General features: G+C 54.6%; 13 protein-coding genes. 1 reads left to right on the forward strand and 12 read right to left on the reverse strand.

The genetic code is table 11. From position 1 onward, the window contains the following. Nucleotides 1-91: 91 nt before the first annotated feature. The 11 genes from ABWV76_RS08270 to ABWV76_RS08320 form a co-directional block, all read right to left on the reverse strand. Nucleotides 92-1414: an adenylosuccinate synthase gene (locus ABWV76_RS08270; RefSeq protein ID WP_353375736.1), complete on the reverse strand. Its 1323-nt coding sequence runs from the start codon at nucleotides 1412-1414 to the stop codon at nucleotides 92-94. A gap of 111 nt (nucleotides 1415-1525) precedes the next feature. Beyond that, nucleotides 1526-2725 (reverse strand): ATP phosphoribosyltransferase regulatory subunit, encoded by a 1200-nt coding sequence (locus ABWV76_RS08275; protein ID WP_026305107.1) that lies wholly within the window; start codon nucleotides 2723-2725, stop codon nucleotides 1526-1528. Between the two features lie 201 nt (nucleotides 2726-2926). Continuing rightward, complete coding sequence (hflC, locus tag ABWV76_RS08280; protein WP_020413620.1) at nucleotides 2927-3799, reverse strand: protease modulator HflC; 873 nt, start codon at nucleotides 3797-3799, stop codon at nucleotides 2927-2929. A gap of 11 nt (nucleotides 3800-3810) precedes the next feature. Continuing rightward, nucleotides 3811-4953, reverse strand: coding sequence for an FtsH protease activity modulator HflK (hflK, locus tag ABWV76_RS08285; RefSeq protein ID WP_020413621.1), 1143 nt, complete (start codon nucleotides 4951-4953; stop codon nucleotides 3811-3813). 164 nt (nucleotides 4954-5117) lie between these two features. Next, complete coding sequence (hflX, locus tag ABWV76_RS08290) at nucleotides 5118-6449, reverse strand: ribosome rescue GTPase HflX (RefSeq protein WP_020413622.1); 1332 nt, start codon at nucleotides 6447-6449, stop codon at nucleotides 5118-5120. 131 nt (nucleotides 6450-6580) lie between these two features. Continuing rightward, complete coding sequence (hfq, locus tag ABWV76_RS08295) at nucleotides 6581-6865, reverse strand: RNA chaperone Hfq (RefSeq protein ID WP_020413623.1); 285 nt, start codon at nucleotides 6863-6865, stop codon at nucleotides 6581-6583. Between the two features lie 190 nt (nucleotides 6866-7055). Continuing rightward, on the reverse strand, nucleotides 7056-7979 hold the full coding sequence (miaA, locus tag ABWV76_RS08300) for a tRNA (adenosine(37)-N6)-dimethylallyltransferase MiaA (RefSeq protein ID WP_040628948.1): 924 nt from the start codon (nucleotides 7977-7979) through the stop codon (nucleotides 7056-7058). Between the two features lie 70 nt (nucleotides 7980-8049). After that, the gene (mutL, locus tag ABWV76_RS08305; RefSeq protein ID WP_020413625.1) at nucleotides 8050-9933 is read right to left on the reverse strand and encodes a DNA mismatch repair endonuclease MutL; all 1884 of its coding nucleotides are present in this window, start codon (nucleotides 9931-9933) and stop codon (nucleotides 8050-8052) included. 55 nt (nucleotides 9934-9988) lie between these two features. Beyond that, a complete protein-coding gene (locus tag ABWV76_RS08310) occupies nucleotides 9989-11299 on the reverse strand; it encodes an N-acetylmuramoyl-L-alanine amidase (protein ID WP_020413626.1) in 1311 nt (436 codons plus the stop codon). A gap of 60 nt (nucleotides 11300-11359) precedes the next feature. After that, nucleotides 11360-11845, reverse strand: coding sequence for a tRNA (adenosine(37)-N6)-threonylcarbamoyltransferase complex ATPase subunit type 1 TsaE (gene tsaE / locus ABWV76_RS08315; RefSeq protein WP_020413627.1), 486 nt, complete (start codon nucleotides 11843-11845; stop codon nucleotides 11360-11362). 2 nt (nucleotides 11846-11847) lie between these two features. Beyond that, entirely contained in the window at nucleotides 11848-13329 is a 1482-nt protein-coding gene (locus tag ABWV76_RS08320; protein ID WP_282951880.1) for an NAD(P)H-hydrate dehydratase, read from the reverse strand. Between the two features lie 135 nt (nucleotides 13330-13464). Here ABWV76_RS08320 and queG point away from each other — a divergent pair, with 135 nt between their 5' ends. Continuing rightward, nucleotides 13465-14571: a tRNA epoxyqueuosine(34) reductase QueG gene (queG, locus tag ABWV76_RS08325; RefSeq protein WP_282951881.1), complete on the forward strand. Its 1107-nt coding sequence runs from the start codon at nucleotides 13465-13467 to the stop codon at nucleotides 14569-14571. A gap of 35 nt (nucleotides 14572-14606) precedes the next feature. Here queG and orn read toward each other — a convergent pair whose 3' ends face one another. Further along, nucleotides 14607-15146 carry an oligoribonuclease gene (gene orn / locus ABWV76_RS08330; protein ID WP_020413630.1) on the reverse strand — a complete coding sequence of 180 codons (540 nt, stop codon included), beginning with the start codon at nucleotides 15144-15146 and terminating at the stop codon, nucleotides 14607-14609. Between the last annotated feature and the right edge of the window lie 36 nt (nucleotides 15147-15182).

Consider the following 15182-nt stretch of genomic DNA (forward strand, 5'->3'; position numbering starts at 1 on the left):
AATAACTTGAATCAGGTCTAATGATCAGAGGCCTCACCCAAAATAGCAAGGCCAGGATCAGACCAGGGGTTCACAACCGGACCATAACCACTTATTCGCTGGCGTTATGGATTCCCATTTCACACAGAGCGGAAGAAGCGCGAACAATGGTCTCATTTCTGTCAGGTCCGGTAGAAACAATATCTACAGGCGCACCAACCAGCTCTTCAATGCGGGCTATATAGGCCTTGGCATTGGCCGGCAGATCTGACTCACGGCGTGCACCTTCTGTGGTCTCTTCCCAGCCGGGCATGCTTTCATAAACTGGCTCAACTCCCTCCCAGCCGGCGGCATCGAAGGGCACCGGAACTTCTTCACCGGCACTATTGCGGTAACCAATGCAGATTTTCACTTCCTCGAGACCATCGAGCACATCCAACTTGGTCAAACACAGGCCCGAGATACTGTTGATACGAATTGCATGGCGTACCGCCACCGCATCAAACCAACCTGTGCGGCGCTGGCGGCCGGTAGTGGCACCAAACTCGTGGCCTTTCTCGCCCAGATGACGGCCCACTTCGCAGTCCAGTTCAGTTGGGAACGGGCCGCTACCAACACGGGTGGTGTAAGCCTTGGTAATACCCAGAACGTAATCGAGATAAAGTGGACCAAAGCCAGAACCTGTAGCGGTTCCACCTGCAGTGGTATTGGAGGAGGTTACATAGGGGTAAGTGCCGTGATCGATATCCAACAGCGAACCCTGAGCGCCTTCAAACAGAATATGTTCACCTTGTTCACGGGTCTTATGCAGGTGATCCGCAACGTCGGTAATCATCGGCATCAGCTGTTCACGCCAGATCTTCGCCTCCTCCAAAGTCTCTTCGTAACTCACCGGCGCCACTTGGTAATACTGGGTCAAAGCAAAGTTGTGGTAATCGATCAGCTCTTTGAGCTGGCTGCAGAAACTTTCCCAGTTACACAGGTCGCCGAGTCGCAAGCCACGGCGAGCCACCTTGTCCTCATAGGCAGGACCAATACCCCGGCCGGTGGTGCCAATCGCCTTGTCACCGCGGGCTTTTTCACGAGCCTGGTCCAGTGCCACATGCACTGGGAGGATCAGTGGACAAGCCGGCGACAGACGCAGGCGTTCACGCACAGGTACACCGCGCTCTTCCAGCGCCTTCATTTCCTTGAGCAACGCTTCAGGGGAAAGTACCACGCCGTTGCCAATGAGGCAGGTTACGCTGGGGCGCAGGATACCGGAGGGAATCAGGTGCAGTACGGTTTTTTCACCATCGATCACTAGCGTGTGGCCGGCGTTGTGTCCGCCCTGAAAGCGCACTACCAGGGAGACCTGCTCTGTCAGCAAATCGACAATTTTGCCCTTGCCTTCATCACCCCACTGGGTTCCCAGCACTACTACGTTCTTGCCCATCTGTATAAATCTCTAACTCAGGTTTCTCTCGGCGGGTGCTTGGAGCCCCCGACATCAATGGATCTTGCGGTGAACACCGCACCTATACTGGCACTTCCACTGCGCCCGCCCTCAATCAGTCCCGCGGCTTTTTACTATCCAGGAACCACTTTCGAGCACCAGCTCGCGGTCGCAACGCGAGTGGAGATCACTGTCCGCGCCGTCGGACAAGGTAGCGATTACTACCTCTCCCTGCCTGCGCAACTCATCAACTGCATGCCAAAGTCCAACACCGTCCGGGCCACTGACTTCCGGCGCGAGAATGGCGCCACCCTTGGGCTCAGCTCTATTACCCAAAGTATTCAGGGCCACTAAATCACTACTAAAGCCAGTAGCCGGACGATCCCGTCCGAACACAGCACCTATACCGTTGTAACGCCCACCATTAGCAAGGGCTTGGCCATGGCCCGGACTATAGGCAGCAAAAACCAATCCGGTTTCATAGTCGTAACCACGCACTTCGCTCAAATCAAAAAACAGCTCTACCATCGGGTAGCGCTCTCCCAGCGCCTCGGCGACTTGGTACAAGTCGGATAGCGCTGCCAGGAGCGGCTCTGGAGCGCCGCTAAGCAACTCGCGGGCTCTCTCCAAGCAGTCCGAACCCCCGGCAAGGCCAGGTAGCGCTTGCAACCAGTTCGCTACCTGCGCATCTGCAACGTTTGCAGCGACCCAACTATGCACATCGGCACTCGCCTTGTTCTGTAGCAGCGCCGACAACTCATCCTGCTGAACCTCACCCAATCCTGCCGCCTCGGCAAGACTGCGGTAAATGGCAACATGGCCCAGGTCCAGGTAAATCTGTTCAATCCCAGCGACCTGCAGGCTCTCCAGCATCAGGGAGATCACCTCTATATCACCACTGAGGCTATCCACACCAAACAGCTCCGCACCAACCTGAATTGGAGCCCTCGAGCCCATAGCAGTACGCGGTCGGGTATAGAGAACATGACCCGCATAGCACAGGCGGTTAGCGCCTACGCGGGGAAAACTGTGCGCATCAATACGCGCGGTTTGCGGAGTGATATCAGCGCGAATACCGAGAGTGCGGCCGGAGATCTGATCAGTAACCTTGAAGGTACTCAGATCCACATCACGCCCCATCCCGATCAACAGGGACTCGGTGAATTCCAGCATTGGCGGTATTACCAACTCGTACCCCCAGCAGGAGTAGAGGTCCAGCAGTTGGCGGCGCAGGGTCTCAACCTGAATGGCATCCGCAGGCAAAATTTCCGCGATGCCATCCGGCAACATCCAGCGATCAGCTTGAGTCATGGTGAAACGGGTTTATCAGGGTTAATAAGGCGAGCCAGCAGCTTCCACAAAAAAACCGGGCTAGGCCCGGTTTGCGTGATTTTAGCATCAAGTGCTGCTGGGAAGGTAGGGCTATTGGGGGTATTGATGACGACAGATTGGATTCGCCGAAAACGGCGAGCTGAAATGAGTAATCAGCTGCCGTTTAACCCCTAATAAGGTTTATTGCCCTTTAGGGTCCTTCAGATAGCGGAAAAATTCACTGTCCGGGTCCACCAATAGCATGTCCGATTTACTCTGGAAAGACTCTTTGTACGCCTGCAAGCTGCGGGTAAAGCGATAGAACTCGGGGTTCTTGTTGTAAGCCGAGGCATAAATAGCCGCAGCTTCTGCATCGCCGGCACCACGCAACTCCTCAGACTGGCGATAGGCCTCAGACTCAATAACCACTTTTTGGCGGTCGGCATTAGCGCGGATGCGCTCACTGGCTTCCTGACCTTTAGCGCGGTGATCCCGTGCTTCCAGCTCACGTCCGGCGCGCATACGCTGGAACACTGATTCGGACACTTCCGGTGGCAGGTCAATACGCTTAACACGCACATCAATCACTTCCACACCGAGGTTTTTCTGCGCTACCTGATTCAGGTTTTTTGTGATCTCTGCCATCAGCTCATCGCGCTCACCACTGACCACTTCGTGCAGGTCTCGCACACCAAACTGGTTACGTAATCGGTCATTGATCTGCTCGGACAGCAGACGAACAGCGTTGCGCTCATCACCACGGGTTGCGATGTAAAACTTGCTCACATCGGAGATACGGTACTTAGCATACGAGTCCACCATCATGAACTTGTTTTCGCTATTAAGCATACGCACCGGGCTGGAGTCCACAGTCTGGATACGCGCATCAAATTTGCGCAGTTTCTCTGCAAACGGGATTTTGAAATAAAGTCCCGGTTCGTTATAGGTGCGTATCAGTTCACCAAATCGCAGCAGTACGCCCTTTTCAGTTTCCTTCACCACAAAAGCGCTGGAAGATACCACCAGTATGCCAACCAGCAGTATGGCAATGATTCCCAAAGTCTTGTTGTTCATTCCATCACCTCCTAGCGGACAGACTGGCTGCGACGGCCATTGGCAGCATCCTGGCGCAAACGCTCGACAATGCGCTGGTAGACTTCCTCAATCACGATCGGTGAAGTGTCTTTGCGCTGTACCGCCTTGCTGGTGCTTTCCTGGGCCAACTTGTCCAATGGCAAATACATCATGTTATTGCCACCTTCGACATCCACCATCACTTTCGAGGTGCTGGACATCACCTCCTGGACCGCATCCAGGTAGAGACGCTCGCGGGTCACTTCCGGGGCACGCTCATATTCAGCCAGCAATTTCTCGAAGCGAACCGCCTCACCGCGGGCACTCTCCACTACGCGGGCCTTATAGCCTTCTGCCTCTTCAATAATCCGCTGGGCCTGACCACGGGCCACCGGAATCACCTGGTTTGCATAGGCCTGGGCTTCATTCTGCAAACGTACCTCGTCTTCACGAGCCTTGGTAACATCGTCAAACGCATCCTGAACTTCGCGCGGCGCCTTGGCATCAGTCAGGTTAACCACATCGACACGAATCCCCGTCTGGTAAAGATCGAGGTACTCCTGAAGACGCTGTTGGGTATCTGTGGATACCTGGGTACGGTTTTGAGAGATAACGCCGTTTAAGGTCAAGGAGCCGACCACATGGCGCAGGGCACTGTCCGTGGCCTCTTGCAGGCTCTTCACAGGATCGCGCACACGCAGAACAAAGGATTCCGCATCACCAACCTGCCATTGCACGGTCAATACGACTTCAACGATATTGGCGTCTTCCGTCAGCATCTGCCCTGTCGTACGCTCAGTACGCACCTCGGTCATATTGACCTTAGTGACACTATCAATCAGGGGCGGATTCCAGTGCAATCCCGCAGATTCTGTAGAGTGGTACTTACCCAGGCGTAATACTACTGCCTGTTCATTGGCGTTCACCTGATAGATTCCCAGGCCCGCATAGATTAATACGGCGACACCAATCACCAGCATCCAAGGAAAGTTGCCTGTACCAGTACTGGGGCTACCGCCTCCAAACAGACCACCTAACTTTTGCTGGACTTTCCGAAATAGTTCATCAAGGTCCGGCGGTCCATCATTATTGCGATTGCCACCGCCACCACCCCACGGGTCTTTATCTTTACCACCCGGCTCATTCCAGGCCATCTAACTTACTCCAACTCTGATCATTTAAGCTTTGTCTCCGGCGGATTCTAGCATCCCCCGCCGGCAAAATATTGCCGCCAGGACTCAACTGGTGGCAAGTTTGTCGCAACCGTAGTTGCGCAGAAACCTTTCTCTATAGCACCAACACTATGACACCAGGAGCGCTAATATTCTGCCTCTCCATTGTCCTCCCCCTCACATTCTTGTGGTAACCACTCGGGGCCCTCACCATCGACGGTAAACTGGGCCAGCAGGCGCTGGAAGTCGCTACGCGGCAACAGCAGCTCTAATTCACAGTCGCCATTATCGCGATACACCTCACTTTGGATTGCGTTAACCTGGTAAAGCTGTGCTCGCAGTCGGGACTGTTGAGGTTTTACCACCAACAGACCACGCACCATCTGTTCTCCCAAGCGTTCAGCAATAGCCTCTATCAGAAGCTCACATCCTGCTCCAGTAGCTGCGGATAGCCATACCGCGCGCGGTATACCATCCTCATCACGATCGATACGGGGCTCACAATCGGCCAGGAGGTCAATTTTGTTATACACCAACAGCTGTGGCAGGTCCGCTGCGCCAATTTCTTCGAGAACATTCTGCACCTCCTCTATCAGATGCAGACGGTCTTCTGCCGAGGCATCTACCACATGCAGTAACAGGGTTGCCTGAGCAGCCTCCTCTAGCGTGGCACGAAATGCCTCGACCAGTTTATGAGGCAAATGGGAGACAAAACCAACCGTGTCAGCCAATACCATGGCGCCAACATTGGGTAATTCAACCCGGCGCATGGTCGGGTCCAGCGTAGCGAACAGCTGGTCACGCACATAAACTTCTGCATCGGTGAGGCGATTAAACAGAGTGGACTTGCCGGCATTGGTATAACCCACCAAGGATACCGTGGCCACATCCGCACGGGAGCGCGCGCGCCGGCCCTGCTCCCGCTGTCGCCTGACTTTCTCCAGGCGCTTTTCGATAGAATCAATCCTCGCACGCAACAAGCGGCGGTCAGTTTCCAGCTGCGTTTCACCTGGTCCACGCAGGCCAATACCACCCTTCTGGCGCTCCAAGTGAGTCCAACCGCGCACAAGCCGGGTAGCCATATGGCGTAGCTGTGCCAACTCTACCTGTAACTTACCCTCATGAGTACGTGCGCGCTGGGCAAAAATGTCCAGGATCAGTCCTGTACGGTCTAGCACCCGACATTTCAACTCACGCTCAATATTGCGCTCCTGACTAGGAGAAAGAATGTGATCAAAGATCACAAGCTCCGCGCCCTGCTCTTTTACCACCTGGCGAATTTCTTCCAGCTTACCGCGCCCGACAAAAGTTTTCGGGTCCGGCGTTGCGCGCTGGCCAAAAATAAAACTGACCGGATCTGCTCCGGCAGAGAGGGCCAACTCCTCAAATTCACGAGGGTCTTCGGGACTGTCGATTGCGGAGAGTTCTAGGTGAACCAGCACCGCCAGCTCACCGGATTCCGGTCGATCGAAAAACAATGGGAAATCTCTATATGCGGAAGTGGACAGCAACCCACCTTCCAGACTGAAGTGGCAGTGGGCAAGTCATTCAGGGCTCACCCGCTGCAGGCACCCCTCGTAAAGAGGCGCTGGTCAAAATAGGTGGCTTATCAGCTAAAGGATTCGCGCTCTCCGCCCTCACCGTTACCTTCACCACCGTGTTGTGCCGCCGGGTTCAGCAAGGGCACACGTACAGCTCGGGACGGAACAACAGTGGAAATAGCGTGCTTATAGACCATTTGGCTAACGGTGTTTTTTAGTAACACCACAAACTGGTCGAAAGATTCAATTTGCCCTTGGAGCTTGATGCCGTTTACCAGATAGATAGAAACCGGGATACGCTCTTTGCGCAGTACGTTGAGGTAAGGGTCTTGTAAGCTATGCCCTTTTGACATCTTTTTTCTCCTTGTCAAAAAGCTGAATGCGGTATGCAGGCCGCAATCGCATCCGCGAAGAGCGCGGATCAAAGAACGACTGAGGTTGAATACGCGTGTAAGTAGTGTAGTAGTAAGCCGGAAAAGGCCGGCCCTTTGAAAACTGACTGAATGAGCTTGTCGTTTATTAGCCCAACCACGTTATGGATGCTCAGGCGAGAAATTTCAAGGCTTCCGCCAATATTTCGTCATTCTCACGCACCCTGCCATCGGCATCCTGAGTATACAAAGTTTGCAGGTCTGGCCAGCGTCGCAACCAAGTCAGCTGTCGCTTGGCCAGCTGACGTGTAGCCGCAACACCCGCCGCTACCATTTCATCATAATCACAGCGGCCATCCAGGTAATGCCAAACTTGACGATAACCCACAGCGCGAATCGCCGGGAGGTCCTCGTGCAAATCATCCCGAGCACGTAGCCCACGCACCTCATCGACAAACCCGGCTTCAAGCATCCTCTTAAAGCGCAATTCAATACGCTGGTGCAACAGCAACCTATCCCTCGGCATAATCGCCAACTGGCTCAGCTGGTAGCGTTTCTGTACCCCACTACCGGCCTGCTCGCGACGCAACTGGGACATGGGCACTCCGGTGAGACGGTAAACCTCCAGCCCTCTCTCGATTCGTACCGAGTGATTCGGATGTAACTCCGCCGCCAAATCCGGATCCACTTCAGCCAACTCTGCGTGCAGGGCTGGCCAACCCTCTTGTTCAGCACGAGCCTCAATTTCTGCACGCAATTGTGCATCGGCTTCAGGTAGTTTTGCCATACCTTCCAGGAGAGCACGGAAATACAACATAGTTCCGCCTACCAGGAGAGGGATCTTACCTGCTGCACTGATTTCGTCCATAGCTTCCAGGGCATCTTTTCGAAATCGACCTGCGGAATAGGATTCACTGGTATCACAAATATCGATTAGGCGATGAGGATAGCGCACTAACTCTTCCTGGGATGGTTTTGCGGAACCCAGATCCAGACCTCGATACACCAAAGCAGAATCCACACTGATCAACTCCACCGGCAGATTGTCCGCCAGCGCCATTGCCAGATCCGTCTTGCCCGATGCCGTGGGGCCCATCAGGAAAATTGCGCGGGGTTTGTCACCCAAAATGCGCTTGTTCAAATCACCACCTACTTCCAGTTCACGGCTACTGACCGCGCATAAACCACTTATCCATATCTGCCAGTTTAACCTGGGTCCAGGTGGGGCGGCCGTGATTGCACTGGCCGCTACGCTCGGTGCGCTCCATATCCCGTAACAGGGCATTCATTTCAGGCACCGTCAGACGGCGATTGGCACGCACTGAACCGTGGCAGGCCATGGTGCCAAGCACTTCGTTAATGCGCTCACCGATACGTTCACTATCACCCTGCCCCAATAAATCGGAAAGGACATCACGCACCAACTGCTCCACCTCCGCGCCATGCAACATGGTAGGCACTTGGCGCACCAGCAGGGTCTCAGGACCGGCGCGCTGTAATACAAAGCCAAGAGACGTAAAGACTTCACTGCGCTCCTCGAAGCAATCCGCTTCGCGCTGGCTTACTGCAAGACTCACCGGCACCAGTAACGGCTGGGCCTGGATACCCCCGGCAGCGTGAGCGACCTTCATCTGCTCGTAAACAATACGCTCATGGGCGGCATGCATATCCACCACAACCATGCCCTGCTCGTTCTGCGCGAGAATGTAAATCCCGTGCAACTGGGCAATAGCAAAACCCAGAGGTGGCGCCTCTTCTCCAGAACTTACTTCCCCCCCCAGAGGTGCCGGTGCCACCGCTGCCATACTGCCAGATTCAGCCCCCCTAGTTACAAGCTCAGCCACCGCTCCACTCCCTTGATAGGGTTGGTGCAAAGTACCGTAGGCCTTCATCTGCTGCTGCAGGTTTCCAGGAGAAGGTTTATTGCTCAGCGGCATCTTCTGCTGTCCGGCAAACTCCCCGGCCTGGATACCAGTAACTCTGTCTGCACTCGCAACTTCTGTATCCTCAGCCGCCTCCTCTACGGCCTCTTCACGCTGTCCTGGTCGCACATCAGCCAGGGCCCGGTGCAAACTACCAAACAGGAAATCATGCACCAAACGGCCATCGCGAAAGCGCACCTCGTGCTTGGTTGGGTGCACGTTAACATCCACTGATGCGGGGTCCAGTTCCAAGTAGAGTACAAATGCAGGATGGCGACCGTGATAGAGCACATCGGCAAAAGCACGGCGCACCGCATGGCTCACTACCTTGTCGCGAATTGCACGGCCATTGACATAGAAAAACTGCAAGTCGGCCTGGGAGCGTGAGAATGCAGGCTCAGCCACCCAACCCCAGAGACGCAGACCATTTCGTTCCACATCAATATGTAGGGCATTTTGCATAAAAGCCGGGCCGCAAACCTGGGCAACACGGCGTTCCATTTCAACACGGCCACTGCCTGCTCGCAGGTTATGCACTCCTTTGCCGTTATGGCGCAAACTGATGGAGACATCAAAACGGGACAGGGCCAAACGCTTAATGGTGTCATCAATGCGGTTAAATTCAGTCTTCTCGGTACGCAGGAATTTGCGTCTCGCAGGGGTATTAAAAAATAGATCACGCACATCCACGGTGGTACCGCGAGGGTGGGCAGCCGGGGATAGCTGCGCCTGCATATCACGCCCTTCTGCACTCACCTGCCAGCCCTTGCCACTCTCATCACGGCTGCTGGTCAGCGCCAAGCGCGCTACTGAGGAAATACTGGCGAGAGCCTCACCGCGAAAACCAAGGGTCGCTACAGCCTCGAGATCTTCCAACACATGAATCTTTGAAGTAGCGTGGCGGGCCAGAGCCATAGGCAGGTCTTCGCGTTCGATACCTTTACCGTTATCGCGCACTTTCATACGTTTGATACCGCCGCTATCGACATCCACCTCCAAACGCGTGGCACCTGCATCGAGACTGTTTTCCAGCAGCTCCTTGATAACTGAAGCCGGGCGCTCTACCACCTCGCCAGCGGCGATTTGGTTGGCAAGGCGGGGCGATAATTGCTGGATACGTTCGTGCATGACACTGGCCTGTTAACGCTTATTTGACCGGCCTGAAAGGCTATGGAATTCGATCTTACCCCGAGGGAATACTCAGGGTTTGACCCACGCGAATCACTGAGTTTTTAATGCCGTTAGCCCTCATTAGGGCTGTAACAGAGACATTATACCGCGCAGCTATCCCGGATAGTGTCTCACCTCGGGCAATTATATGACGCCGCGACTTGGTGCCCTGGTTAGCTGCTAGCCAAGTGCCTGCCGGTGGACGACGGCTGAAGTAGCCCACTATACCTTCGCTGAGTTTTTCTGCCATGCGCTGCTGGAATTTAGGGTCACTCAAGCGTCGAGACTCATAGGGATTAGTGATAAAACCTGTTTCTACGAGGATTGAAGGTACATCGGGATTACGTAGCTCTGAGAAATTTGCCTGCTCCACTTTCTTTTTGTGCAAATGGGTAAAACTACCCAGGGAGCTCAGTACGCTGGCACCAACGTCAAGACTCGCATTCATAGTCGCAGTCATCGACAGGTCCAATAACACCCCGGCAAGAGTATCATCCTTGTCATCCAGACTCAGGTCTCCCGCTCCCCCAATTAAATCAGACTCATTTTCTCGCTGGGCCAAGAAGCGAGCCGTCTCACTGGTCGCTCCTCGAGAGGAAACTGCGTAGACACCAGCACCACGAGCCTCTTTACGGGTAAAGGCATCGGCGTGAATCGAGACATATAAATCAGCGCGCATTTTGCGCCCTTTTTTCACTCGCTGTCTCAGGGGGATAAAATAATCACCTGTTCTTACCAATTTCGCGCTAAACCCCCGCTCTCGATCGAGTTCCCGCTGGAGTTTGCGCGCGATCGCCAGCACTACATCCTTCTCCCGCAGACCTCCAGGACCTAGAGCCCCCGGATCCTCGCCCCCGTGACCAGCATTTACAGCAATAACGATATCTCGTTCACTACTTACTTGTAGTAGAGTTTTTTCTTGGTTTTCAACTTTGTCGTAAAGATCGATTACCAGTCGATCTGGTAATTTCTCGTGGCGACGCAGGGCAAAACTACGTGGATTGATCTGCTGTTTGAGATCGAGCACCACACGCAGATCTTTCTTGTTGTGGCGCGCGTGACGTACCTGAGCAATAGGGGTGTCTTTTAAATCCAGTGCATCCAACTGAGCTTTCAATTTGGTATCAGTAATATCCACCACTACCCGGTGCGGTCCACTCAGGGTAAAGAGCTTGTGCTCCGCCGGCCCACTCAAATCAAAAACCAGGCGTGTGTGATCCGGCGCACGCCACAGACGTACACCTTCCACTTCTGCCGCCTTTAACGGCACTACTATCACCAGCCCAAAAATCAGGGCCAAAAGTGACCGCCACATCAAACTCATTACATCTCAGTCCTTTCGCTTATTGTTATTCACACACCCTCGAATTAAGGTCTGCCGATACTATTGCAGCAATTTTTCCAGCGTATCGAGCACTGCTGTGCCCTGTTTGGAGTGAGCAATCAGCAATAACTGTCTTCCGCTATCTGGCACCTCCAGGTCCAATTGCAAATCCGGCTCCGGTAAAACACCAGCACCGCGCTCCGGCCACTCCACCAGACTCAGACTGTGGGCAGCGAAATAATCCCGCACCCCCATAAACTCCAGCTCCTCGGCGTCACCCAGCCGGTATAGATCAAAGTGATAAACCCGTTGCGTACCCAGCTCATAGGGCTCCACCAACGTATAGGTGGGACTCTTTACTGCGCCGTCATGACCAAAAGCCCTTAACACGCCACGGCAAAAAGTGGTTTTCCCAGCACCCAACTGGCCATTCAGATACAAGGTCAGTCCATGCTGCAGGCCACTGGCCAGGCATGCGCGCCCCAGCGCCTCTCCACTGGCGACTGTTGCTTCTTCGTCCGCCAAATGTATTTTGAGTTCACTCACTATCAATCTACCAACCGTCGAATCCAAGGCAATAAATCGGTGGCCAACAAACCTCGCTGGCCATCCTCAGCAGCGCGATTACCGGCTTCTCCATGCAGCCAAACTGCCAGACGGGCCGCTTCAACCAGGGGCAGGTGCTGCCCGATCAGTGCAGCGACGATACCGGTAAGCAGATCGCCCATACCACCAGAGGCCATACCCGGATTACCGCTATTTATCAGATCTACACCACCATCGTGGGCAATCAGGGTACCTGCGCCCTTAAGTATCACCACACCACTGAACTTCTCCTGAACTGCGGCAGCTGCTTCACGGGGATCGACCAGTACATCGGCAGTGTCACAACCGAGCAGGCGTGCCGCCTCTCCCACATGGGGCGTCAGTACCCAATCATTCCGTTTCACGCCGGCCAATACCCGCCCTTCGGACAGGATATTTAACCCATCCGCATCCACCACTAATGGCACCTCTGCTCGCCCCGCGCGGGCTAACAGCTGTTCGCTCCAGGGCGAGCGCCCGAGGCCGGGACCAACAGCTATAACACTGGGGCCGTCCAGCAGTGGCTCCAGCTCCTGGCCGGAAATTACCGGATAAGCCATAACTTCAGGGCAACGAGTCAAAGCTGCAGAGAGGTGCTCAGGGCGAGTCGCCAGAGAAATCAGACCGGCTCCAGCCCGCGCGCTGGACTGAGCAGCCATAAGTGCAGCACCGCCAAAGCCGCTATCGCCTCCAACGATCAGAATATGGCCAAACTGGTTTTTAAAGCTGTCCGCAGCACGCACTGGCAAGCGTTTAATACCCTCCGCCGTGTAGCGGTGCACTGAGACATCAACATCACAGTAGGCCTGCGCTGGCGCGCCCAGATCCTCGAACTGGACCTCACCGCATAGCGCCGGGCCTCGACCACAATAGAGGCCGAGTTTGCGCCCGATAAAAGTCACTGTCATATCCGCATGTACAGCGAGGTCAGCGGTTCCCGTATCGGCGCTTAGACCGGACGGGATATCCACAGCCAATATCGGCCCAGGACTCTTCTTAATTCTCTCCACCGCATGGGCGACATCCTCGCGCAAAGCCCCACTAAACCCAGTACCAAGCAGGGCATCCACGATCAGGGTATTGCCATCGGCATTGTCCAACTCTGCTAAGGAAGTCAACACCTGTACGCCTTCTCGAAGGGCATATTCACAGGCTTCTCGCGCATCACCTTTCAGCTTGCCCGGCTCAGTACAGGCATAAACCGTAACCGGGATCTTTTTCTGCGCAGCCAGGGCCGCAATCACATAGCCATCCCCACCGTTATTACCACCGCCACAAAAGACCTGTATTCGGCCAATATCGGGCCACTGTGCCTGCAAATGCTTGAAGGCCGCGCGGCCGGCGCGTTTCATTAATTGAATAGAGGGAATTTCCAGCGCAGCTATGGTTTGTCGGTCGAGTTCCCGTACCGATTCGGCACTGTACAGAGATTGAGGCGTATCCATGCGGCTCCCGCAATGTGGTCAAGAATTCATCTGTGGCAAAATAGGCGATTGCATCGCTGTCAGTTGCTCTGTCAGCAGAGTATACCGCCCCGGCCAGTCAATGTGCTTGCCTGGGATATCGAGCCGCTTTTACCTATGACCGATTCACTGCTCGCAGAATTAGCCAACCTGATTAAAACCTGGGGGCGGGAGCTGGGCTTCCAGCAAGTTGGCATTACTGATTGCCAGCTGGAGGAGGATGGCGAGCGCCTACGCGCATGGATTGATGCCGGTTACAGCGCAGATATGGAATGGATGGGTGCTCATGGGGAAAAGCGCTGGCGCCCAGCACTCCTGGAGGAAGGTACTATCCGCGCCATCAGTGTGCGTCTCGACTACCTTCCACCGGATACCCAACCCATCAAAATACTGAAAGACTCCAGTAAAGCCTATGTCTCACGTTATGCCAACGGGCGCGATTACCACAAGCTGATTCGCAAACGCCTGGCTAACCTGGCCAAGAAAATTGATGCTTTTTGTGCCGAGCACGGGATCGAATCCAAAGGGCGTGCATTTACCGATAGCGCCCCGGTATTGGAAAGGGCATTAGCTCGCAAAGCCGGACTCGGCTGGGTGGGCAAGAACTGCCTACTGATTAACTCTAAAGCCGGCTCGTTCTTTTTCCTCGGAGAAATCTATACCAACCTACCGCTACCTATCGACGAAGGTGACTTCGTCGATGAGTGCGGCGACTGCGTGGCCTGTCTCCGGGTATGCCCAACCGATGCCTTTATCGGTCCTCGAACCCTGGATGCGGGCCGCTGTATCTCCTACCTGACCATCGAAAATAAAGGGCCGATACCCGAAGAATTTCGCGAGCCCATCGGAAACCGTGTATTTGGCTGCGATGACTGCCAGACGATCTGCCCCTGGAACAAATTCGCCAAACCCACCGCCGAACAGGATTTCCACCCACGCCACGGACTGGATAACGGCGAGCTGTTGGCACTATTCAACTGGAGCGAAGAGGAGTTTCTGCGCAAAACTGAAGGCTCCCCCATTCGCCGTATTGGTTACGAACGCTGGCAACGCAATCTGGCGGTTGCCCTCGGCAATGGCGAACCCGTCGATAGAGTCCTGGACACCCTGGAACAAGCGCGGCAAACCGCCACGCCATTAGTGCTTGAACATATTGACTGGGCCCTGGCACGCCTGCGTGGTGGCCGAAAGCGCAAGCGCAAGATCAAGCGCGCTCCCACCTAGACCGCGCAGCGACACGCAAAGCTAAGGGGCAAGAGTTAGAGACGAAAAAAAGTCTCGCGGTAATGGCGCAGCTCTCCGATCGAATCGCGGATATCATCAAGAGCCAGGTGGTTACTGTGCTTCTTTACCCCTTCCAGCACTTCCGGGCGCCAGCGCCTGGCCAGCTCCTTCACCGAACTCACATCCAGGTTGCGATAGTGGAAGTAGGATTCCAACTGCGGCATATATTTGACTAAAAAGCGGCGGTCTTGGCCAATAGAGTTACCACACATAGGGGACGCACCCTCCGGTACCCAGTGGCGCAAGAATTCAATAGTTTCACGCTCCGCTTCTCGCTCGGATATGGTCGACTCCTTCACCCGTGCTACCAGACCAGAACCACCGTGTTGTTCAGTGTTCCAATCATCCATTGCATTCAACAGAGCATCACTCTGATGAATTACCATTGCAGGGCCTTCAGCGAGAACATTTAGGCGCGAATCGGTCACAATGGTAGCAATCTCGATAATGCGCTCTTTCTCTGGATCGAGGCCGGTCATCTCCAGATCGATCCAGATCAGGTTGTTCTGATCCACAGGGGGTCTCCTCAAACTTTCCGCGCAAGTTACCGT

The organism is Microbulbifer sp. NBRC 101763 (assembly GCF_040371615.1).
Taxonomy (GTDB): Bacteria; Pseudomonadota; Gammaproteobacteria; order Pseudomonadales; family Cellvibrionaceae; genus Microbulbifer; species Microbulbifer variabilis.